The following is a 21,960-nucleotide window of genomic DNA, read 5'->3' on the forward strand; positions in this document are numbered from 1 at the left end:
GAGATAAAAAATAAAGACGGAATATTATAGCAAAACTTGTGGCATAAGTTGACAGATTCAGTCGATTTTATTGGCTTAACCGCGCTACAAAATTAATATTTTGTAATCCAAATTTGCATTTTTACTGTACATAAAAACATTTAGACCTAAAAATTAACCAGATCACCGTTGTTTTAATTTGTCTATTTTTTATCCTGATAACACAGATATGAGAAACAAAGGGAAACATCATGAATAAGAAAATTTTGCTGTCCTCTATGCTTTGTGGCTTATTTTTCAGTCTATTTGCAGTGCAGGCAAATGATAAAGTAGAAACCGTCTATAACGCGCAAAAATTCCAGCAAGTCTGTAAAGGTAAAACTCAGGGCGCACCTGTAAGCTTTGCTTATCGTGGGATTATCTGGAATGGTACCTGTGAACCACAATTCTTTAGTTCATCTAAAGCAGTGCAATTACAAGGCAATGAGCCTGAATTATACCGTTCTTGTATGGCAGATGCGCAAAGCACCGTCATTACAGTCAATGGTACTGAGTTAAAAGGCAAATGTGCCTTAGGCTTTACGCCACCACGCCCTGCTGCAATGTGATCAATCACTTAATCTATATTTTCATGAACAGATCGGGTATTCATTCAAACTGAAAGCATGAAAATAACACCAAAGCAGTCATTTATAAGAAGTGACTGCTTTGTTTATTGCACAAGCTCAAAAAACAATTACACTGCAAAGAGAGGGAAAATTATACCCATAAGAAAAAAATAAAGGATGTGCTATGGATTCAGGCTTTTTTACCTTTTTTCTACCACTGACCTTGGCTGTGATGATGATGGGCTTAGGCTTACAACTCACGCCTAAAGACTTTATTCGGGTCAATCAATTTCCTAAAGTCATTTTTTTAACGCTTTTTTCACAATTGGTCATTTTGCCTGTTTTAGCATTTTCAATTTGTTTATTTTTAGAATTGCCACCGCTATTGGCAATTGGCTTAATGCTGCTTGCTGCCTCACCAGGGGGGCCTACTGCGAACTTATTTAGCTATGTCTATAAAGGTGACGTTGCCCTAAATATTACCCTAACCGCAATGAACTCTGTGATGGCAACCTTTACCCTGCCTTTTATTGTTAATTTGTCTTTTCTATATTTTATGACCGATCAACAACAAATTGGCATGCCTATTGAAAAAATGGCACAGGTTTTTTTACTGATTATTGTGCCTGTATGTGTAGGAATGGCGGTGCGTAATGCGATGCCACAAATTGCATTACAGTTGGGCAAACCTATGCGTTTGATGTCCATTTATTTCATTTTCGCTTTATTCTTTTATGCGCTTTTCCGCGAACGCGCCAATGTCTTTGACTATTTCAGTGCGATTGGTATCGCCACAGCGCTTTTTTGCTTTTTAAGTTTACTTATTGGTTATCTTGTGCCGTATTTGGCGGGTGTGCCTGATCAACAAGCACGCTCTTGTTGTTTTGAAATTGGCATTCATAACACTGCTGTTTCTTTAACCGTTGCGCTATCGGTTTTGCAAAGCACTGAAATTGCCATTCCTTCTGCGATTTACACCATTTTTATGTATATGTTCAGCTTTATTTTAGGGAGTATGTTAGCTAGACAATCGGCCAAACTTGCCCATCAACACAAACAGGAGCAGAGTTTAAACCACAATAAAAATACAATTTAAAACGTGAGCAAAATTAACTACATATTAAACAAACAGTTAAATATCAAATAAATTATTGTAGATGTAAAAACAAAGGAGTGTTTATGGATTCAGGATTAATCACAATATTTTTGCCGCTGGCTTTGGCCGTGGTCATGGCTGGACTTGGCTTAGAACTCACTCCTAACGACTTTAAACGGGTGAGCAAACACCCCAAAGCAGTGTTTATTGCTTTATTTTGTCAATTGGTCGTCCTGACAGCAATTGCATTCTTTATTTGTAAACTGCTGAATTTACCACCACTGCTTGCAGTCGGACTCATGCTACTAGCAGCATCTCCAGGTGGGCCAACAGCCAACTTATTTAGCTACTTATATAAAGGTGATATTGCACTAAACATCACCCTCACTGCCGTGAATTCCGTGATTGCAGCATTTACCTTGCCCCTGATTGTCAACTTTGCCATTCAACATTTTATGCAGGATGGGCAACAAGTTGGCTTACAATTTGCCAAAGTATTGCAGGTGTTTTTAATTATTATTATCCCTGTCACTTTAGGGATGTTAGTACGCCATTTTAGCCCTCAAACGGCAGACCGCTTAAACAAACCTGTGCGTATTTTTGCTGTGGTTTTTCTAATTGTGATTATTATTGGCGCAATTGCCAAAGAGCGAAACAACATCATGCTTTATTTGGCAGATGTAGGACTTGCCACTGCCCTGTTCTGTGCCTGCAGTTTATTGATTGGTTATTTTGTCCCGCGTTTCTTTGGCGTAAATAGCCAACAAGCCCGAGCCTGCGCCTTTGAAATTGGCATTCACAACAGTACCCTTGCAATGACTATCGCCCTAACCGTTATGTCAAGCTCAACCATTGCCATGCCTGCTGCGGTTTATTCTATTTTCATGTATATTTTTGCCGCAATTTTAGGCACATTACTAAATAAATTTGTGCCGACACCTGCATCGGAGCAATCTGCATCCTAAACAAGTCTCTCAATCACCCCCAATCCAGCAATTTGACTGTTTTGGGGATGATTGAGCGATGATGGTTCAAACAAATTCTTAACTTATATTTTTTAGAGTTATATTTTTGTCACATTATTCGACTATAAGCATAAAGCGAATTTGAAACTTCCAATCGTATAGAGTTTTCCCTTTCGCAATCCGAATAAAAAATAACAGCGTCTGCAGCAGTTCAGTTACAATAGCGCTTTCGCATTAAATTTTAGGTTATCTCCGTGAAGTGGTTACAAATACATATTACTGTTGATCAAGCGCAAGTCGATTTTACTGAAACCCTGCTCAGTTCATTGGGTGCAGTCAGCGTAACCTTAGATGATGCGGAAAATCAGGACTTACTTGAGCCACTGCCAGGTGAAACACCACTTTGGAACAAAGTCATTGTGACAGGTATTTATGCACAAGACGAAGGTGAAGAAATTGATGTTGCAGCCTTAGAAACCTTTATTCGTGCGCAAATGCCAGATGCCCCTTTACGCAGTGAATTTTTGGAAGATCAGGTTTGGGAACGCTCATGGATGGATTACTACGAGCCAATCCAGATTGCAGAGAAATTCTGGATTGTACCTGAATGGTTAGAACCACCTGAGGCAGATGCAGTCAATATTAAACTTGACCCAGGTTTGGCTTTTGGTACAGGTAACCATGCCAGTACGTTCCTGTGCCTGCAATGGTTAGGTAAAACCAATGTAAAAGATAAAGTCGTGATCGACTACGGTTGTGGTTCAGGTATTTTAGGAGTAGCGGCTTTGTTGCTCGGTGCAAAAAAAGTCTATGCGACTGATATTGACCCGCAAGCAGTTTTAGCGACCAAACAAAATGCAGAACTCAACGGTGTACTTAAAAACTTATATGTGGGACTTCCAGAAGAGTTCAATGAAACCATCGGTAATGAAAAAGCAGACATTTTAGTTGCCAATATTTTGGCAGGCCCATTGATGATGCTTGCGCCAGAGTTTGCAACTTTAATTAAATCTGAGGGCGAGTTCGCACTTGCAGGTGTAATTGAAGAGCAAGTTGCTGAAGTTTCTAGTGTTTATTCTGAATTTTTTGATATAGTACAAGTCGAAAAACGTGAAGAAAACTGGTGTCGAATTTCTGGGAAACGCCATCCCCACTAACTGTAATTTTTGAGTTATGAGTGACAAGCAAACCAAGTGCCCTGAATGCCAAACTGTTTATAAAGTATCCGTTGCGCAGCTGACCGTTGCGCAAGGGATGGTTTGTTGTCCTAAATGCGACAATACCTTTAATGCTCTTTCGCATTTGGTATTTGCCTTTCCTCAAAATAAAAACTCAGTCACATCACAATTACATCACATTCAAAACCGCAGTTTTATGCAGGCAACTGCTGAACTTGCGCAACCGCAACATATTTTAGATATTTTTCAGCGTAAAGTTGAACATTCCAATATTGATCTGAAAACCTATCTGAATAACCTCAATTATTTCAGTACTGAACCGATTGGCAACATTCCTGCCATGAAGTTGTCTGCGCCTGATCTTGAAAGTGAAAAAAAGCATGGCAATGGTTACTACTTACTTTGGGGAATTATTAATCTTTTATTGATTGGCTTGTTGATCTTCCAAATTTTGTGGTTTAACCCAAAGTTTTTAAACAGCAGCCCTGCACTGAATTCTGTGTTTACCCAAGTCTGTCAATTTTTTAACTGTAGCAGTTTAGAAGAACGCTATAGCTTAATTTCAGCAAATCGCGTGAAGGTTAAACGTGTAGATCGTATGAATACACAATTTACGGGTGAGCTGATCAATTACTATGATAAAAGCTTGGCTTTGCCTAATATCAAAGTCACTTTAAAAGAAAAACAACAAACATTATCGACTTACATCTATTCCCCACAGGAGTATTTGGTCGAAAGTCTTTCGAGCATTCAACGTATTCCTAAAAACAGTCCATTTAAGTTTGACATTTTAGTTCCAATATCACGAAACGACTTCGATGCCTATACTTTAGAAATTATCAAGCCTTAATTCACAAAAAAATAGTGAAAAAATAGCGAAAAAAATTAAAAAAATTGCAGTTTTCTTGCTCACTTTTTCTCATACAATGGTATCATACGCGCCACGAAAGCTTTGTGCTGCAAACTCCTCGCAAGATTCACAACAAATATAGATCTGTCTAATGCGCTTTATTTTTATATATCGCGTACAGAGTAGATTTTTTGTTTTGATTTTGGTCTGTAACAATTATTAATGTATTGTTACGCTTAAATTTCGACCAATGCCTAGAGTTGTGGCAAGCTAAATGTTCCAGTTTTAGAACTTCCCGTTTTAGGATCTAAAACGGAGTTCATTTAATTTATAGACCACATTGATATATCACTTTATCCCAGTGATATCTAATTTTCGGATTAATTCGCATGAATAGCAAATCTCCTATTTTTACTGCACAATCTGATGTTGCTTTACGTATTCACGTAGATCGCGCAGTTCGCCATTATTTTGCACAACTACAAGGTGAACAACCTTCACAAGTGTATGACATGGTGTTAGCAGAAATGGAGAAACCTCTTTTATCTGTTGTTCTTGAATACACTCGCGGTAACCAAACACGCGCTGCTGAAATTCTTGGACTAAACCGTGGTACTTTACGTAAAAAGTTAAAAGCTCACGGTTTAATGAGTGAATAAGTGATAAAATGCTTGCGACCTCCGCAGGCATTTTTTTTACCTGCATTTTGCTAGTTTGTTTTAATCTGTAATTGAAAACTGTGACGAAGATCATGACTATTAAACGCGCTTTAATCTCTGTTTCTGACAAAACAGGTATTGTTGAATTTGCACAAGACCTTGCTGCTCTTGGGGTAGAAATTTTATCTACTGGCGGTACTTATAAGTTGCTTAAAGACAACAATATTGCTGTCGTAGAAGTATCAGAGCATACTGGTTTCCCTGAAATGATGGATGGTCGTGTAAAAACGTTACACCCAAAAATTCATGGCGGTATCTTGGCTCGTCGTGGTCTAGACGAAGCAGTCATGGCAGAACACAATATTGATGCCATCGACTTGGTTGTTGTTAACCTTTATCCATTTGCTGCGACTGTTGCAAAACCAAATTGTTCACTTGCAGATGCGATTGAGAACATCGACATTGGTGGCCCTACTATGGTTCGCGCTGCAGCGAAAAACCATGCTTCTGTAGGTATTGTAGTAAATGCTTCTGACTATGCGACTGTTATTGCAGAAATGAAAAGCAACTGTGCATTGTCTTACGAAACTCGTTTTGATTTGGCAGTGAAAGCATTTGAACACACTGCACAATATGACGGCATGATCGCCTCTTACTTAGGTGCACGTGTAGGTAAAGAAGAAGGTACTGCTGACCAATTTGCACGTACATTCAATACACAATTGAACAAAGCGCAAGATTTACGTTACGGCGAAAACCCGCATCAATCTGCAGCGTTCTATGTAGACCCTGCTGCAACTGAAGCTTCTGTTTCTACAGCGAAACAGCTTCAAGGTAAAGAATTATCTTATAACAACATTGCAGATACTGATGCCGCACTTGAATGTGTGAAATCATTTGCAAAACCTGCTTGTGTGATCGTAAAACACGCGAACCCATGTGGTGTTGCTGTCTCTTTAGACGGTATTCAAGCAGCTTATGACCTTGCTTATGCAACTGACCCTGAATCTGCATTTGGTGGCATCATTGCGTTTAACCGTGAGTTAGACGTTGCGACTGCACAAGCGATTGTAGACCGTCAATTCGTTGAAGTGATCATTGCACCAAGCATTGCTGATGGCGTACTTGAAGTGACTGGCGCGAAGAAAAACGTACGTGTACTGGTATGTGGCGAACTTCCTGCGATTGATGCACGCGCTCCACAAATGGATTACAAACGTGTCAACGGCGGTTTATTGGTTCAAGATCAAGACTTGGGCATGATCACTAAAGATGACTTAAAAGTTGTGACCAAACGTGCACCAACTGAACAAGAAATTGACGATATGATCTTTGCTTGGAAAGTTGCGAAATACGTAAAATCGAACGCAATTGTTTATGCGAAAAACCGTCAGACCATTGGTGTTGGCGCAGGTCAAATGAGCCGTGTAAACTCTGCTCGTATTGCTGCCATTAAAGCAGAACATGCAGGTTTAGTGGTTGAAGGTGCAGTAATGGCATCTGACGCATTCTTCCCATTCCGTGATGGTATTGATAACGCAGCTAAAGCTGGTATCAAATGCATTATTCAACCGGGTGGTTCTATGCGTGATGAAGAAACGATTGCAGCAGCAGATGAAGCTGGTATTGCAATGGTCTTCACTGGCATGCGTCATTTCCGTCACTAATTAAACTCATTAATTAGAAGTCGTATTTAATAATCCTCCGAAATCCCCCTTTTTTATAAAAGGGGGACTTTTCACGTAAGGGAACTGTGTTTTTATGCACAATCTCCTTCCTTTTCAAGGGTGAAAAGCATAGCTTCGCTAGGGGGATTTTATTCTTTGAGGGATTTTTAGATGAATATTTTAGTTTTAGGTAGCGGCGGTCGTGAACATGCGTTGGCATGGAAAATCGCACAAGATGACAAAGTCGCTAAAGTCTTCGTTGCACCGGGTAATGCGGGTACTGCAACAGAAAACAAATGCGAGAATGTAGCGTTAGATATTCAAAATAACCCTGCAATCATCGACTTTGCCAAAAATAATGCTGTTGATTTAATCATTGTTGGTCCTGAAGCACCACTGGTCAATGGTGTGGTAGATGCCTGCCGTGAAGCGGGTTTAAAAATTTGGGGCCCAACCCAGTTTGCTGCGCAGCTTGAAGGTTCTAAAGCCTTTGCCAAGCATTTCTTAAAACGCCACAACATTCCAACTGCATTCTATGACGTATTCACTGAAGTTGATGCGGCAAAAGCATTTGTTGAAAAAAATGGTGCTCCAATCGTGATCAAGGCGGACGGTCTTGCTGCAGGTAAAGGCGTGATCGTAGCGATGACCAATCAAGAAGCATTCGATGCAATTGATGACATGCTAGCAGGCAACAAATTTGGTGATGCGGGTTCGCGTGTAGTTATTGAAGAATTCCTTGCCGGTGAAGAAGCTTCTTTCATTTGTATGATTGATGGCGACAACATCCTCCCTATGGCAACTTCACAAGACCACAAGCGTATTTTTGAAGGCGACCAAGGTCCAAACACTGGCGGTATGGGTGCTTACTCTCCTGCCCCTGTCGTGACTGCAGACGTATTTGAAAAAACCATGAATGAAGTGATGCGTCCTACTGTTGAAGGTATGAAAAAAGACGGTCATGTTTATACAGGTTTCTTATACGCTGGCTTAATGATTGACGACAAAGGTCAACCAAAAGTGATCGAGTTTAACTGCCGTTTTGGTGACCCTGAAACGCAGCCAATTATGATGCGCTTAAAGTCATCTTTGGTAGATTTAGTTGAAGCAGGTATTGCAGGCAACTTACCTGCCGAAGCAGACTGGGATGAACGCAAAACTGTCGGGATTGTATTGGCGACTGCGGGTTACCCTGAAACTTCAGGCAAAGGTGATGTGATTTCTGGTTTAGAGACTCAAATGGCTGATGCGAAAGTATTCCACGCAGGTACAGCAAGCAATGCCAATGGTGAAATTGTGACCAATGGTGGTCGCGTACTGTGTGTAACTGCGCTCGGTAATACCATTGGCGAAGCGCAAGCCAAAGCCCTTGAACTGTGTGAAAAAGTTACCTTTGATGGCGTACAATATCGTAAAGATATTGGTTATCGTGCCATTGCTCGTGAAAATGCTTAATGTTTTTAGTTTAAAAGTTTAGTCTAAAAATTTAAGTCGATAAAAAAGCTCGTCACTGTACGAGCTTTTTTATGGCATCAATAGATGAATGAGCCTAAATAACACCTGATTGCTATTTTCATATTTCTATTTCAGAATAAATTCTAAAGCACCCAAATATTTAAACACTTGTTCAAATTCACAATCTTTACAGAATATATTTATTTATAAGAACTTATTTTGACTTATTCGCTTTCTGTTGTAAAAACAGTGATATGCATAACATACACAGCACTATATAGAATTATTTTTTATTGTTATGATGGTGCATCTTTTGAAAAAGTGAATTGCCCATCCATCTCAAAATTATTGATTGAGCTGTGGGCTGACTTTTTCAGTACTCAAACAATACCTACAACATATTTGAGAAACATACAAAATCATCATCATGCGATTCCATCCATCGTGCTGATTTGATTCTTCTCAATCATTGGCAACTTTAGGCACGGCTTAAACTTGCTCGGGATATATTCATGAAAAAGCTCCTTGGTCTTGTACTTGGTCTTTCAGTTGGCTTGGCTGGCTGTGGCAAACAAGAAGCGCCTGCGACTGACGCGGCACAAAAAGATTCTTCTGCTCTACACACTGTCACTATGGCATCGACTGGTTCAGATGCAGATATTTGGCGTTTTATTGCCGACTTACCTAAAACCAAAGCAGCAGGTATTCAACTTGAAGTGAAAAACTTCACCGATTACGTGTCAATGAACACGGCGGTAGCAAATAAAGAAATTGATCTTAACGCATTCCAATCTTATGCCTATATGGTGGCATTTAATGCCAACAATAAAGATCAAATTGCACCAGTAGCGACAACTTACTTAGAGCCAATGGGTATTTACTCAAGCAAAGTGAAAAAGTTGGATGAGTTCAAAACAGGTGCAACCATTGCTATTCCAAATGATGGTGCCAATGAATCACGTGCACTGTTATTACTTCAATCGGCTGGTTTGGTTAAACTGAAAGATGGTTTTGACAATGTTCAAGGCACGCCTGCAGACATCGTAGAAAATGCGAAGCAAATTCAAATCAAACCGATTCAAATGGCAACGGCTGTACGTGTAAAAGATGAAGTCGATGCAATTGTTTTGGGCAACACTCTTGCAATGGAAGGTGGTTTGAACGTACTTAAAGATTCAATTTATTACGAGCCAATTGACCAGAGCACAAAAATGAATGTCAACATTCTCGCGACTGCTGCAGATCGTCAAAATGACCCAATCTTGCAAAAAGTAGGTGCGTTGTATCATACCGAAGCGGTGAAGCAATATATTGATCAGCACTTTGGCGGAACAAAAGTTGCGGTAAATAAACCTGTCAGCTATTTCACTGAAGCAGCAAAATAGTAATATAATGCGTTAAACAAAACAGGCAAAGCGAACTTTGCCTGTTTTTTCATTTATGGACATTTCTTGACGATATGATTGAATTTAAAAACATTTCAAAGCACTATCAGCTCAAAGGTCAAACACTGCGTGCGTTGGATCAAATTAACCTACAAATTCCAACAGGCAGTATTTTTGGCATTATTGGCTATAGTGGTGCAGGTAAAAGTACGTTAATCCGCTTGATCAATTTGTTGGAGCGTCCTAATGCTGGGCAAGTCATCATTCATCAAAAAGATTTTACTGCACTCAATGCCCGCGAATTACGTCAAGAACGTGCCCATATTGGAATGATTTTTCAGCACTTCAATTTATTGCAGACCAAAACTGTGGCTGCCAATATTGAAATGCCGATGAAACTGTTAGGCTGGAACAAAGCCGAACGCGAAAAGCGTTTAAATGAATTACTTGAGTTTATTGATTTAAAACATAAAAAAGACGCCTACCCTGATGAACTTTCAGGCGGACAAAAACAACGTGTCGGTATTGCCCGCGCACTCGCCAATCATCCTAAAATTTTACTCTGCGATGAAGCAACTTCAGCACTTGATCCACAAACCACCAAATCTGTGCTGGAATTACTGAAAAAAATTAACCGCGAACAAGGCATTACCATTGTAATGGTCACACATGAAATGGATGTGATTGAATCGGTTTGTGATTATGTGGCGGTGATGGAACAAGGCAAAGTCATTGAAACAGGTTCAACCCTAGAAATATTTAGTCAACCGCAACATCCGACCACCAAAAGCTTTATTCAAACCGTGTTGCAGCAGCAATTGCCTATCAATATTTTGAATAATCTGGAAAATCAAAATCAGCACAGCATTTATTGTCTGAAGTTTTTAGGTAAATCAGCTCAGGAAACCGTAATTCAAGCCGTCATTAAACAGTTTGATATCAGCCTGAATATTTTATTTGCCAATATGACCGAAATTGATGGCGCTGTGATTGGGCAAATGTTTATACAATTGCTCGGTGATGCAAGGGTCATTCAACAAGCACTTGAATTTCTGCAAGCCAATGGTGTTGAAGTTGAACAGTCAGGAGTACAAGCATGAGAGATTTAATTGTACAGTGGCTGACCTCAGTAACTGCGCCTTTCTGGAAAAGCTCTTTATCTATTGACCAGTTTGTTACAGCCTTACAAGAGACCTTTCACATGGTGTTCTTTGCCATGTTGTTTGGTTGTATCTGGGGCTTTATTCAGGGCATTACCCTTGTAGTGACTCGTCCGACAGGTATTTTGCCAAACCGTGTGATTTATCACGGGCTTAACCCGATTGTAAACGCACTACGCTCCCTACCCTTTATTATTTTATTGATTGCGGTGATTCCGCTGACTAAATTGTTAGTGGGTACATCCATCGGAACTTGGGCAGCCATTGTTCCACTGACCATTTATGTCGGCCCGTATATTGGTCGTTTGGTAGAAACTTCACTGCTTGAAGTCAATGAAGGGATTGTCGAATCTGCACAGGCAATGGGTGCTACACCCTTACAGATTATCTTCAAATTTATTTTACCTGAAGCACGTAGCTCACTCATTTTGAACCTAACCACAGCCACCATTAGCTTAATTGGCGCAACTGCTATGGCAGGCGCAGTCGGTGCAGGCGGCATTGGTGACCTTGCTATTTCTTATGGTTATCAACGCTTTGATAGTAGTGTCGTGATGCTAACCGTGGTGGTCTTATTAATTTTAGTGCAATTGGTGCAAAGTTTAGGCGATTGGTTATCTAAACTCAGATAAATCTTTCATCTACACATCAGAAATAGATTCACCATTTAACTCCTTGCTACTCGTATGAGTGTGTAAGGGGTTAAAACCACACTCCTTCTCCATGCATACGTGATTCACGCCATATCAACATCCAAAAAACTGAAATTTTGATATACGGTCAAGATCATCGAAAACCGTAGGAAAAACTTTGCAGCATGTTTTGTCTTGAGCAGAGCATGCTAAACTAACCCGTGATTTTTTAAGGGACTGATTCATGCGCTTTGTTCATTTAGGTATACATACAGAATTTTCGATTACCGAGTCGATTGTACGCGTACCTGACTTGATTAAAGCTGCAGTCAATGAAGAAATGCCTGCTTTGGCATTGACCGATCTCTCTAACCTGCACGCTGCCGTAAAGTTTTATGGCAAATGTTTGGGGCAAGGCATCAAACCGATTTTAGGTTCAGTGCTGCGTTTAAATGACGCCGATCATCGTGTGACTTTATTGTCGATGAACAATCACGGCTGGCGTAACCTGACCGAATTGGTGTCGCGTGGCTATATTGAAGGTCAGCAACTCAACATCCCTTGCGTCAATAAAGCATGGATTTTAGAACAAGCCGATGACCTGATTCTGTTACTCGGCATTCAAAGTGATGTCGGCAAAATGCTGATCACGTCCAATCCGCAAAAAGCCGAACCGTTGCTGGAAGAATGGATCGAAAAATTTGGTAATCGGGTTTATTTGGCACTGACCCGTACAGATCGTCCCGATGAAGATGCTTTTATTGCCGAAGCAGTTAAATTAGCTAAAAAATATAATATTGGTGTGGTGGCACATAATGATGTGCACTTTGTCCGCCGTGAAGATTATGAAGCGCATGAAGCGCGAGTCTGCATTGCCGAAGGTTATGTTTTAGGAGATAACCGTCGTCCTAAAACTTACAGTCCTGAGCAATATTTTAAAACCGCTGTAGAAATGACGGAATTATTTTCCGACATTCCAAGTGCTATTGAAAACAGCTATCACATTGCCAAACGCTGCAACGTCACGCTGCAATTGGGTAAATATTTCCTTCCAGATTATCCAATTCCAGAAGGACACACCATTGATACCTACTTCGCACACCTATCCAAACAAGGTTTAGAAGAACGTCTAAATGTGCTCTATCCTGTCGCGCAGCGCGATGAAGACTGGGCAGAGATTCGCAAACCTTATGATGAGCGAATTGAATACGAAATTAATATTATTAATTCGATGGGCTTCCCGGGTTACTTCCTCATCGTCATGGACTTTATTCAATGGTCTAAAAATAATGGTGTACCTGTTGGGCCGGGTCGTGGTTCGGGCGCGGGTTCATTGGTCGCCTATAGCTTAAAAATTACCGACTTAGACCCATTGCGTTATGAACTACTCTTTGAACGTTTCTTAAACCCAGAACGTGTATCCATGCCCGACTTTGACGTCGATTTCTGTATTGCAGGACGCGATAAAGTCATTGATTATGTGGCACGCACCTATGGACGTGATGCGGTATCACAAATTGCCACTTTCGGTACTATGGCCGCCAAAGGTGCGATTCGAGATGTCGCACGGGTTTTGGGCAAGTCTTATGGTTTGGCAGACCGTATTTCTAAACTGATTCCAACTAAACCTTTAGGGCTTAGTTTGGAAGAATCAATTGAAGCCGAACCACAGCTGAAAGATGTGGTGACCAATCCATCTAACCCAGACTATGACGATGCTTCAGAAATTTGGGAAATGGCTTTAAAACTTGAAGGCATTACCCGCAACACAGGCAAACACGCAGGTGGTGTGGTCATTGCACCAACCAAAATCACCGACTTTTCTGCGGTTATGTGCGATGCTGATGGAACCGCCCGTGTTGCACAATACGATAAAGACGATGTTGAATCGGCAGGTTTGGTCAAATTTGACTTCTTGGGTTTACGTAACCTGACGGTTATTGAAGATGCAGTACAAAATATCAATAAACGCATCCAAGCCGATACACCGCTAGATATTGCCCATATTCCATTGGACGATAAAGACGCCTATTTAGTCTTTGCCAATGCCAACACCACAGCGGTATTCCAGTTTGAATCCGTGGGCATGAAAAAGATGCTGAAAGAAGCACGCCCAAGCAAATTTGAGGAAATTATTGCCTTCGTGTCCTTGTATCGTCCTGGCCCGATGGATCTCATTCCAGACTTTATTCACCGTATGCACGGTGGCGAGTTTGAGTATCTGCATCCTTTGCTAGAAGGTGTGCTTGAACCAACCTACGGCATTATGGTTTATCAGGAACAGGTAATGCAGGCGGCACAGTATTGTGCAGGCTATACCCTCGGTGGTGCGGACTTACTACGTCGTGCTATGGGTAAGAAAAAACCTGAAGAAATGGTGAAACAGCGCCAAATCTTTATTGAAGGTGCTGCGAAAAAAGACATTGATGCCGCCACAGCCAACCATATTTTCGACTATATGGAAAAGTTCGCAGGCTACGGTTTTAACAAATCCCACGCGGCTGCTTATGCCCTCGTTGCCTATCAGACGGCATGGCTGAAAGCACATTACCCTGCCGAATTCTTGGCTGCGGTAATGTCGTCGGAAATGCAAAACACCGATAACGTGGTGTTTCTGATTGATGACTGTCGCCACAATGGTCTGGAAGTTTTACCACCTTCGGTAAATATGTCTTTGTATCATTTCCACGCCAGCGATGAACGCACCATTGTCTACGGACTTGGCGCAATTAAAGGCGTGGGCGAACAAGCCATGCAATCGGTGATTGATTCTCGCCAAAAAGAAGGTCCATACCGCGATTTATTTGACTTCTGTCATCGTATTGATTTGAAAAAAATCAACAAACGAACCCTTGAAGCCTTAATTCGTGCGGGTGCATTAGACTGTTTAGGCATCGAACGCTCAAGTTTAATGGCACAATTGCCAGAAGCGGTACAAGCGGCGGAACAAGCACGTTCCAACCGTGAAACAGGCATCATGGATTTATTTGGTGAAGTTGAAGAAGTACAACGTAAGCCTGCCAAACCTGTAAAATCATGGTCAGATGAAGTCCGACTTAAAGGTGAAAAAGACACACTTGGACTTTACCTCACTGGTCACCCGATTGATGTCTATCGCAATGAATTAAAAGCCTTTATTCCAAGTAAAATTAATGAACTGACGCCAACCCGTCGTGGTGTGACCACCGTCTTTGCAGGCTTGGTGGTGGATGTCGCCAACTTCCCAAATCGGATGGTGGTCACTTTAGATGATGGTACGGCACGTATTGAAGTATCTGCCAACCATGAGCGCTTCCAACGCTTTAAAGATATTGTACAAACTGAAAAAGTGGTGGTGATTGAAGGCGAAATTTACGAACGTGAAGGTTTTGACCGCCCAATGGGACGCTTAACCAAAGCGTTTAGCTTGAATGAAATTCGTCAAAAACGCGCCAATAGTATTCAAATTCACTTGCATGCAGAACATTTAAGCAAGACCTTGAGTCAAGACTTACAAAATATGTTGCTGCCTTATTGTAATGTGGATTTATGCACGCATATTCCTGTTTTATTGCACCTTGACTATGCTTATGCCACTGCAGAATTACATTTGGGCATTCAGTGGAAAATCGCACCCTTAGATGAAGCCTTGGTCAAATTGCGTGACTATTTTGGTAAAGAAAGCCTGCATATCGAATATCAAGTGAAATCCAAAGCCGCGAAAGCTGTCGATGTGGCGAAACCTGCATCGATTGCTCCACCACCTGCTGATATGAGCATGGATGATGCTATGGATTTATACCATACCGAAGTTGATCAATATTCTTAATTAAAAATTTAACCCATCTGGATTTGTTATGAGTCAAACCGACAATGCAGCTGTTGCCGCACACCTCTCCCACGTGCGTATTGTCATGGTGAATACCACCCTGCCTGCCAACATCGGTAGTGCCTTACGCGCCATGAAAACCATGGGGCTATGTAAATTGGTTTTGGTTGATCCAAAAACCTATCCGCATCCAGATATTGATGCTTTGGCGGCAGGTGCAACCGATTTAATTGAACAGATTGAAGTGGTTGAACAGCTCGAAGATGCAATTGCCGACTGCCATTTGGTCTTTGGCACCAGTGCACGTAGTCGTACTATTCCTTGGCCACTCTTAGATGCACGCCCTGCGGCAGAAAAGTCGTTAAATGCTGTGGCACAGCATGGGCAAAATGTTGCCATTATTTTTGGACGTGAAGATCGTGGTTTAACCAATGAAGAGCTGGCTTTGGCGAATTATCACGTGACGATTCCTGTCAATGAAGAATATGGTGTGCTCAATGTTGCTCAAGCCATTCAAGTGATTTGCTATGAAATGCGTATGGCTGCCATCGATATTGTCGGAAAAATTGCCGATCCTGCAGCGACGATGCAAGTGACAGATTCTGAAGCGATGCAATGGGATGAACCTTTGGTCAACCATGAACAAATGCAACAGTTCTATCCACATTTAGAAAAAATGCTGGCAGAAATTGAATTTATGGATCCAAAAAATCCACGATTATTGCCTTTGCGCTTGCGTCGGCTTTTCGGACGTATACAATTAGATCGTATGGAATACCATTTACTTCGCGGTATTTTTAGCCGCGTACAAGCAATGAATAACGGTTCATGGAAAAAATCTACATCAACACAGGACGAGGATCAAACTAATGCTTAAACAGCTCAAAGAAGACATTCAAGCTGTCTTCGCGCGCGATCCTGCTGCTCGAAATACACTTGAAGTCTTAACCACTTATCCAGGAATTCACGCTTTAATTATGCATCGTGTGGCGCATGAATTATGGAACAAAGACTGCAAGGGGTCGGCACGTCTACTCTCGTCATTTAGCCGTTTTGCTACAGGAATTGAAATTCATCCCGGTGCAAAAATTGGTCGTCGCTTTTTTATTGACCATGGCATGGGCGTGGTGATTGGTGAAACTGCTGAAATTGGTGATGATGTCACCTTATATCATGGCGTGACTTTAGGCGGCACAACGTGGAATAAAGGCAAACGTCATCCAACTTTGGAAGATGGCGTAGTAGTCGGTGCAGGCGCGAAAATTCTAGGCCCATTCACCGTACATAAAAATGCCAAAGTTGGCTCTAATGCGGTTGTGACCAAAGAAGTACCTGAAGGCGCAACTGCTGTGGGTAACCCTGCGCGCTTTATTATGAAAAATAAACCTGCCGATGATCAGGAAGCACGTCGTCGTGATTATGCTGCCAGTATTGGTTTCCAACCTTATGCAGCAACGCAGGACCAATCTGACCCAGTATTGGACGGCATGCGAGTATTACTAGATCGCTTGGAACAAAATGAAAAACGTATGAATTTATTATGTCAGCGTCTCTCTTTACTTGACCCAAGCTTTAAAAACCCACAGCAAAATGAACAACCTTATAGTGCAGAAGAATTAAAAATAATTGAAGATGTTAGACGTGAGTGTGAAGCACAAAGTAAATAGGGCTGTTTATTTGATCAATCCTACATACTTAAAAAAACTTCGTATCACTGTGTAACTAAGCCCCCTCAATTGTATTGCATGTTCGGAACAGATTTCTTAGACTGACCGACATGCAATATTTTAATCCGACACAATCACCTCTCACTTTTAAAATAAATTGAACGGAAGAACACCATGACTCTTAAGCCTTTGGCACTCAGTATTCTAGCCGCAACGCTCGTTAGCGCCTGTGTTGCACCACCAAAACAAGAAGTAAAACCACCTATCGTATTTACCGAACCTGAATTAAGTGCACCATTCTATGCCTTAAATCCATTTAATTATGATGCCCCACCACCATTTGAAATTAACCTACAAAAAGCAGCAGCACAGCCTGTGACTAAAATGGTGGTTACTAACCCAAATGATCCAAGCAAAAGCATTACCTTAGATCAAAACAAATTGATTGTACCTACGGTCAATAACAATGCCCGTAGCTTGAAGTTTGCAGTTTTGGCAGGTGAAAACGAAATTGACATCACCGAAATTGATGACTTCTTACAATTGGTCGAAGGCAAAGCACGTCACTATCCACCACGTTTTAGCGAACGTCAGGAACGTCGTGGTTTCGAGGCAAAGCTCAAAGAAGTGACTCAACAATTAGACACTTTGGCAGCCAATGAAAATGCCTCTTTTGATATTTTGATGCGTGCATTTAAAGCCAGTGTTATGGCACGTAACCTAGACTTAGGCTCTGTTTACACCACACGCTCACTTAACTATGCGCAGCGTATCTTAAAAATTAATCAGGAAGATGCCGAAGCGAATTTCTGGTTTGGTTTCGGTCTGTCTGAAGGTGGCGGTCATCGTGAAGCCATTCCTTATTTAGACAAAGCCATGAAAGCAGGTGTGCAGGAAGCTTATTTGTCTGCGGCAAACAATTATATTGCCATGGAACAAAAGAAAAATGCAGTACAAACTTTGAAAAACTATAAAATCAAATACCCGCAAGAAGCCGAAGTGGCTGACCGTTTGATTGCTGAAATTGAAAAGCAAGGTCGCTGGAATGTGTGGCAAGTGATCGCACCACGCACTTAATAAAAAATCGATACAAAAATACCTAAAAATAGACCGTTTCGACGGTCTATTTTGCTTTCTACGCAATTGAAAAAGCTTTAAAAAAACGTATGATGGAAAAAAATCTTAAAAATTAAGCCAGACTTTCCATGAATAAAATTGTGATTGCTGCATTGCTCAGTACAACACTGCTGTCTGGTTGTCAGGTGGTCAGTGTTAAAAATCAGGCGTTAAAAGTTAGTATTGCCAATGAACGTGATAGTATTTTATCGCGCAAAAAACTGAGTGAAGCCAGTTTAAATGTCTTGTCGATGACAGGACGTGAAGCCAATATTTGTGCCGAAAAACCTGAAGAATGTGTGAGTGCACTCAAGCAAATCCCACAAATTCAGGATGAACAACTGCTCTCAACCGCCAGTGAATTATATTTAGCGAAAGCGATTGAACTGGCAAATTCATCGTCCTGTAAAATCAGTATTCTGAACAGTAAAAGATCGGAAGAACAACAAAAAATTCATCAGGCCAATTATGAACAATGTTTAGATCAGCAATTGCACATGCTCGATCAAAGTATTCGTTATAGTTACGCCTACATGTTTAAAACCAAACGTGCGCCGCAAGACCGTCTTTTTGATAACAGACAAGTCCAAATTCGGGATTTTTATAATCAGGCGATTGCCAAATTGGTCAGCAGCTATGCGCTGCGCTATAAACACGATGAATTGCAACAACAAATTCGTGTTGGCAACAGCATTTATGACATTGATTTTGAGTACTACCCGCAGCTGAAACAACAAAAAATTCAGCAGTTGATGTCAACCTATAACCTGAACTTTTCGGGTTTGCGCTCGGTCACGCGCCGTGATGGTTTTGGGTCTGAATTTCTGGTGGTATTGCCTGAAAATCCAAACGATGATCTGAGCAAAAGCAAATATATTATTGATCCGCTAAAATATGATTATCCTGCAGGAAAAAATCCAAATATTCACCAAGCTCGCTATTTAGCCGCGACAATCACTGCAGAACCACATAGCGCCAATTCCATTGAAGATATTTTGAATCGGCCGCATTTTAAGCTCAAGGCTTATGATCCGTATAAATATGAATCTGCCCAAATTGCACAAAAGAACTACCCGCTTGCAGCTAACTTTTCTGCACCTTATGGCTTGTGGTTAGCGCAAAATAATTTAGGTAAATCGGCTTATTTATCCTTAATTGATCGTGAAGAACGACTCAGTATGCCGCATTTGTACTTACTTGAGCCGTATAATCCGAATAAAAAAGTCATTGTCCTCATTCATGGTTTGGCCAGTAGCCCCGAAGCGTGGATTCGCTTAACCAACGATATTATGGGCGATCCTGTATTGCGGGAAAACTTTCAAGTCTGGCAAGTGTTTTACTCGACCAATATGCCAATTTTAGAAAGCCGTTTCCAAATTTATGCCTTGCTTCAACAAGGCTTTAAACAGGTCAGTCCTTCTGCTGCAGCCAAAAAAGATGCTGTAGTAATTGGACACAGCATGGGTGGTATTTTGGCACGTTTGTTGGTCAGCGATACTGATTTAACTCAACCTGCCATGCAAATGCTTAAAAACCGACGTCTGGAACGCTTTAAATCTGATCCTTTGTTGCAAGCACGTTTGCGCCTTAAACCCATCACCAATTTTAACCGTGCAATATTCTTGGCTGCACCGCATAAAGGTACAGAGTTTGCAGACCGCTGGTTCACCCTTGCAGCACGTAAAGTCATTCGCTTACCGACTGCATTTTTAAGCGCGTTTGCGGATACCTTGCAGCAACATGAAGTCGATTTAAAAAATCTAACCAAAGAAATTGGGCATGGCGTCATTCAAAATGGACCGAGTGATTTAAGTAAAAATTCCAAATTTACGGAATTAACTGAAGATATTTTGCCTGTCAAAGGATTTAAATATCACAGTATTATTGGCAATAATACCGACAGCACTGAGCATCTGTTAATGAATGACGATGTGGTGCATTACAACAGTGCCCACTTAGATGGCGCTGTTTCAGAAAAAATTATTAAAGGCGGACATTCCATTCAGGAAACGCCAGAAGCTGTATTGGAACTGCGACGTATTCTTAGATTACATTTGCAAGATTTAGGCTTGTATAAACCGTAATCCGTCACGGCAAATAAAAAACCGAAGTCTAAGTGGCTTCGGTTTTTTATCTATCATGCTATTTCTCAGCAGTATTAGATTGGTGCTTGTCCCCAATAAGCTTTGGTCAATAAGGCCTCTAATTCGGCATAGTCATATTCGCGTGGATTATAATATGGACTATCGCAGATAATACGTGCCACTTGGGCAGGTGCTGTTTCGGGTAATCCTAAATCTTTAAGTGCCATTGGAATATTCAATCTTTGGTTAAGCTGATAAATCGCCAAGCCCAACTGTTCCCGATCTGACACATTTAAAGCCGCTGCCAGTTGATTCATTGCAGCAATATCTGCATGTCGGTTGTAATACACTGAATACGCCAACACAATGGCGTGGGTTTGCGCATGTGGCAACTGATAACGTCCACCTAAGCTATGGCAAATTTTATGATGAATTGCCATCCCCACCGAACCCAAACACACACCAGCCAACCATGCACCATATAAAGCGTGTTCACGTGCCTGCATATTATGAGGCGCTTGCACAATTTCAGGTAAAGCCTGTGCCAGTTGAGTAATCGCCTCTAGCGCCATTAAACTTACAATGGGATTTTTATCCTGTGCATATAATGCCTCAACTGCATGTGCCATCGCATTCATGCCCGAACATGCCGAAATTTCAGTGGGTAAGTTGAGTGTCAATTCAGGATCATAAATCACTACTTTAGGCAAAACTTGAGCTGCTTTGCCTGTGGTTTTCAGCTGGTTTTCGGTGATGCCATACACCGCTGTCATTTCACTACCTGCATAAGTGGTCGGAATTGCAATAATCGGCAAATGAGTTTCTAAGGCAATCGCTTTGGCTAAACCAATCGCAGAGCCACCGCCTAATGCCAAACAGCAATCTACTCCTAAACGCTGCACATCTTGAATGGCCTGATCTGCAACCTCTTTTGGCACATGCATCACCGCATGAGGATAGACCGCTACAGCCATGTCTTGGATTTGTGCCAATAAACGCTCGCTTGCGGCTTGTTGCCCTGCAGTAGTAATAATTAAAATACGCTGATAGGCATAAGGACGTAAAATCTCTTGGATTTTTTGCAGATGACCTACGCCAAAGTGAACATCGATTGGCAATGCCTGATAATGGAATGCTTGCATGTTATTGAGCTTAAATATTGTCGTTACATTTTAATAGCATATAACTATGACTAGGCTACTGAACAGCCCAATTCTGCAACGCTGCTTTGCAAATATTCACATAAAGACTCGAGATAAACTATTTTGCTATAAATACAAAAACCCATGATCTCATGGGTTTTTGTATTATTAAAATCAAATGCGATGAATAAATCAGCTATCAATTTTAATGTAAAGAAAACTTGTACTTTTGTGCTTAGTCAATTTCTTTTAGGCACACTGCAGATAAAATTGGCACACCGAAACATGGAAGCAACAATAAAATCCAGTATTCCACGACGGTAGCTTCACCACTGATCATATTGATGAATAATCCACCAATGATTAATACCGCTGCAATTAAACCCAGAAAAATTCCAAAAAATCTTGCAGGCATTTTACGTCCCCTGAACAATCGAACAAAAGTGTTAAATCTAGTATATACCTTATAGTTGAATAAGATATGACTTTTTGATCAATTGATGGCTTAA

Annotated in this window: 18 protein-coding genes; 16 read left to right on the forward strand and 2 right to left on the reverse strand. The window is 41.1% G+C overall.

Annotated features, from left to right (window positions below):
* The first annotated feature begins 230 nt into the window (after window positions 1-230).
* From VF675_RS04660 to VF675_RS04735, 16 genes are all read left to right on the forward strand, one after another.
* Window positions 231-587 carry a hypothetical protein gene (locus VF675_RS04660; protein WP_440204850.1) on the forward strand — a complete coding sequence of 119 codons (357 nt, stop codon included), beginning with the start codon at window positions 231-233 and terminating at the stop codon, window positions 585-587.
* 184 nt (window positions 588-771) lie between these two features.
* Window positions 772-1,683 carry a bile acid:sodium symporter family protein gene (locus tag VF675_RS04665; RefSeq protein WP_004973134.1) on the forward strand — a complete coding sequence of 304 codons (912 nt, stop codon included), beginning with the start codon at window positions 772-774 and terminating at the stop codon, window positions 1,681-1,683.
* 83 nt (window positions 1,684-1,766) lie between these two features.
* A complete protein-coding gene (locus VF675_RS04670) occupies window positions 1,767-2,648 on the forward strand; it encodes a bile acid:sodium symporter family protein (RefSeq protein ID WP_004973133.1) in 882 nt (293 codons plus the stop codon).
* Window positions 2,649-2,902: 254 nt separating this feature from the next.
* The gene (gene prmA, locus VF675_RS04675; protein ID WP_004973131.1) at window positions 2,903-3,805 is read left to right on the forward strand and encodes a 50S ribosomal protein L11 methyltransferase; all 903 of its coding nucleotides are present in this window, start codon (window positions 2,903-2,905) and stop codon (window positions 3,803-3,805) included.
* A 16-nt stretch (window positions 3,806-3,821) separates the two neighbouring features.
* Complete coding sequence (locus VF675_RS04680; RefSeq protein ID WP_004973129.1) at window positions 3,822-4,676, forward strand: DUF3426 domain-containing protein; 855 nt, start codon at window positions 3,822-3,824, stop codon at window positions 4,674-4,676.
* A gap of 389 nt (window positions 4,677-5,065) precedes the next feature.
* Entirely contained in the window at window positions 5,066-5,335 is a 270-nt protein-coding gene (fis, locus tag VF675_RS04685; RefSeq protein ID WP_001086304.1) for a DNA-binding transcriptional regulator Fis, read from the forward strand.
* A 92-nt stretch (window positions 5,336-5,427) separates the two neighbouring features.
* Window positions 5,428-7,002, forward strand: coding sequence for a bifunctional phosphoribosylaminoimidazolecarboxamide formyltransferase/IMP cyclohydrolase (purH, locus tag VF675_RS04690; protein ID WP_440204851.1), 1,575 nt, complete (start codon window positions 5,428-5,430; stop codon window positions 7,000-7,002).
* Between the two features lie 171 nt (window positions 7,003-7,173).
* Window positions 7,174-8,457, forward strand: coding sequence for a phosphoribosylamine--glycine ligase (gene purD / locus VF675_RS04695; protein WP_225555698.1), 1,284 nt, complete (start codon window positions 7,174-7,176; stop codon window positions 8,455-8,457).
* A 512-nt stretch (window positions 8,458-8,969) separates the two neighbouring features.
* On the forward strand, window positions 8,970-9,842 hold the full coding sequence (locus VF675_RS04700; RefSeq protein ID WP_440204852.1) for a MetQ/NlpA family ABC transporter substrate-binding protein: 873 nt from the start codon (window positions 8,970-8,972) through the stop codon (window positions 9,840-9,842).
* A gap of 74 nt (window positions 9,843-9,916) precedes the next feature.
* Window positions 9,917-10,942 (forward strand): methionine ABC transporter ATP-binding protein, encoded by a 1,026-nt coding sequence (locus VF675_RS04705; RefSeq protein ID WP_096900916.1) that lies wholly within the window; start codon window positions 9,917-9,919, stop codon window positions 10,940-10,942.
* Window positions 10,939-11,634 carry a methionine ABC transporter permease gene (locus tag VF675_RS04710; RefSeq protein WP_004973122.1) on the forward strand — a complete coding sequence of 232 codons (696 nt, stop codon included), beginning with the start codon at window positions 10,939-10,941 and terminating at the stop codon, window positions 11,632-11,634. Before VF675_RS04705 ends, VF675_RS04710 begins: the two co-directional genes overlap by 4 nt.
* 244 nt (window positions 11,635-11,878) lie before the next feature.
* The gene (dnaE, locus tag VF675_RS04715; RefSeq protein WP_440204853.1) at window positions 11,879-15,442 is read left to right on the forward strand and encodes a DNA polymerase III subunit alpha; all 3,564 of its coding nucleotides are present in this window, start codon (window positions 11,879-11,881) and stop codon (window positions 15,440-15,442) included.
* Between the two features lie 28 nt (window positions 15,443-15,470).
* Window positions 15,471-16,319 (forward strand): RNA methyltransferase, encoded by an 849-nt coding sequence (locus tag VF675_RS04720; protein WP_004973119.1) that lies wholly within the window; start codon window positions 15,471-15,473, stop codon window positions 16,317-16,319.
* Window positions 16,312-17,109: a serine O-acetyltransferase gene (cysE, locus tag VF675_RS04725; RefSeq protein WP_004973118.1), complete on the forward strand. Its 798-nt coding sequence runs from the start codon at window positions 16,312-16,314 to the stop codon at window positions 17,107-17,109. The genes VF675_RS04720 and cysE overlap by 8 nt, the downstream gene beginning before the upstream one ends.
* Before the next feature lie 174 nt (window positions 17,110-17,283).
* Window positions 17,284-18,186, forward strand: coding sequence for an ABUW_2363 family tetratricopeptide repeat lipoprotein (locus VF675_RS04730; RefSeq protein WP_004973117.1), 903 nt, complete (start codon window positions 17,284-17,286; stop codon window positions 18,184-18,186).
* Between the two features lie 128 nt (window positions 18,187-18,314).
* Window positions 18,315-20,309 (forward strand): esterase/lipase family protein, encoded by a 1,995-nt coding sequence (locus VF675_RS04735; protein WP_096900918.1) that lies wholly within the window; start codon window positions 18,315-18,317, stop codon window positions 20,307-20,309.
* A gap of 74 nt (window positions 20,310-20,383) precedes the next feature.
* On the opposite strand, the gene VF675_RS04740 is transcribed toward VF675_RS04735, so the two are convergent.
* A complete protein-coding gene (locus VF675_RS04740) occupies window positions 20,384-21,451 on the reverse strand; it encodes a maleylacetate reductase (RefSeq protein WP_440204854.1) in 1,068 nt (355 codons plus the stop codon).
* A 235-nt stretch (window positions 21,452-21,686) separates the two neighbouring features.
* Window positions 21,687-21,866, reverse strand: coding sequence for a hypothetical protein (locus VF675_RS04745; protein ID WP_096900920.1), 180 nt, complete (start codon window positions 21,864-21,866; stop codon window positions 21,687-21,689).
* Window positions 21,867-21,960: the final 94 nt, after the last annotated feature.

This window comes from Acinetobacter sp. Lyrl_1 (assembly GCF_051948795.1).
Taxonomy (GTDB): domain Bacteria; phylum Pseudomonadota; class Gammaproteobacteria; order Pseudomonadales; family Moraxellaceae; genus Acinetobacter; species Acinetobacter towneri.

Coding starts and splice junctions, on each gene's coding strand:
- VF675_RS04730 (WP_004973117.1), top strand. CDS start 17,284: ATGACTCTTAAGCCTTTGGCACTCAGTATTCTAGCCGCAACGCTCGTT.
- purD (WP_225555698.1), top strand. CDS start 7,174: ATGAATATTTTAGTTTTAGGTAGCGGCGGTCGTGAACATGCGTTGGCA.
- VF675_RS04720 (WP_004973119.1), top strand. CDS start 15,471: ATGAGTCAAACCGACAATGCAGCTGTTGCCGCACACCTCTCCCACGTG.
- VF675_RS04740 (WP_440204854.1), bottom strand. CDS start 21,451: ATGCAAGCATTCCATTATCAGGCATTGCCAATCGATGTTCACTTTGGC.
- VF675_RS04745 (WP_096900920.1), bottom strand. CDS start 21,866: ATGCCTGCAAGATTTTTTGGAATTTTTCTGGGTTTAATTGCAGCGGTA.
- VF675_RS04735 (WP_096900918.1), top strand. CDS start 18,315: ATGAATAAAATTGTGATTGCTGCATTGCTCAGTACAACACTGCTGTCT.
- VF675_RS04670 (WP_004973133.1), top strand. CDS start 1,767: ATGGATTCAGGATTAATCACAATATTTTTGCCGCTGGCTTTGGCCGTG.
- VF675_RS04660 (WP_440204850.1), top strand. CDS start 231: ATGAATAAGAAAATTTTGCTGTCCTCTATGCTTTGTGGCTTATTTTTC.
- VF675_RS04680 (WP_004973129.1), top strand. CDS start 3,822: ATGAGTGACAAGCAAACCAAGTGCCCTGAATGCCAAACTGTTTATAAA.
- fis (WP_001086304.1), top strand. CDS start 5,066: ATGAATAGCAAATCTCCTATTTTTACTGCACAATCTGATGTTGCTTTA.
- dnaE (WP_440204853.1), top strand. CDS start 11,879: ATGCGCTTTGTTCATTTAGGTATACATACAGAATTTTCGATTACCGAG.
- purH (WP_440204851.1), top strand. CDS start 5,428: ATGACTATTAAACGCGCTTTAATCTCTGTTTCTGACAAAACAGGTATT.
- VF675_RS04710 (WP_004973122.1), top strand. CDS start 10,939: ATGAGAGATTTAATTGTACAGTGGCTGACCTCAGTAACTGCGCCTTTC.
- VF675_RS04665 (WP_004973134.1), top strand. CDS start 772: ATGGATTCAGGCTTTTTTACCTTTTTTCTACCACTGACCTTGGCTGTG.
- cysE (WP_004973118.1), top strand. CDS start 16,312: ATGCTTAAACAGCTCAAAGAAGACATTCAAGCTGTCTTCGCGCGCGAT.
- VF675_RS04700 (WP_440204852.1), top strand. CDS start 8,970: ATGAAAAAGCTCCTTGGTCTTGTACTTGGTCTTTCAGTTGGCTTGGCT.
- VF675_RS04705 (WP_096900916.1), top strand. CDS start 9,917: ATGATTGAATTTAAAAACATTTCAAAGCACTATCAGCTCAAAGGTCAA.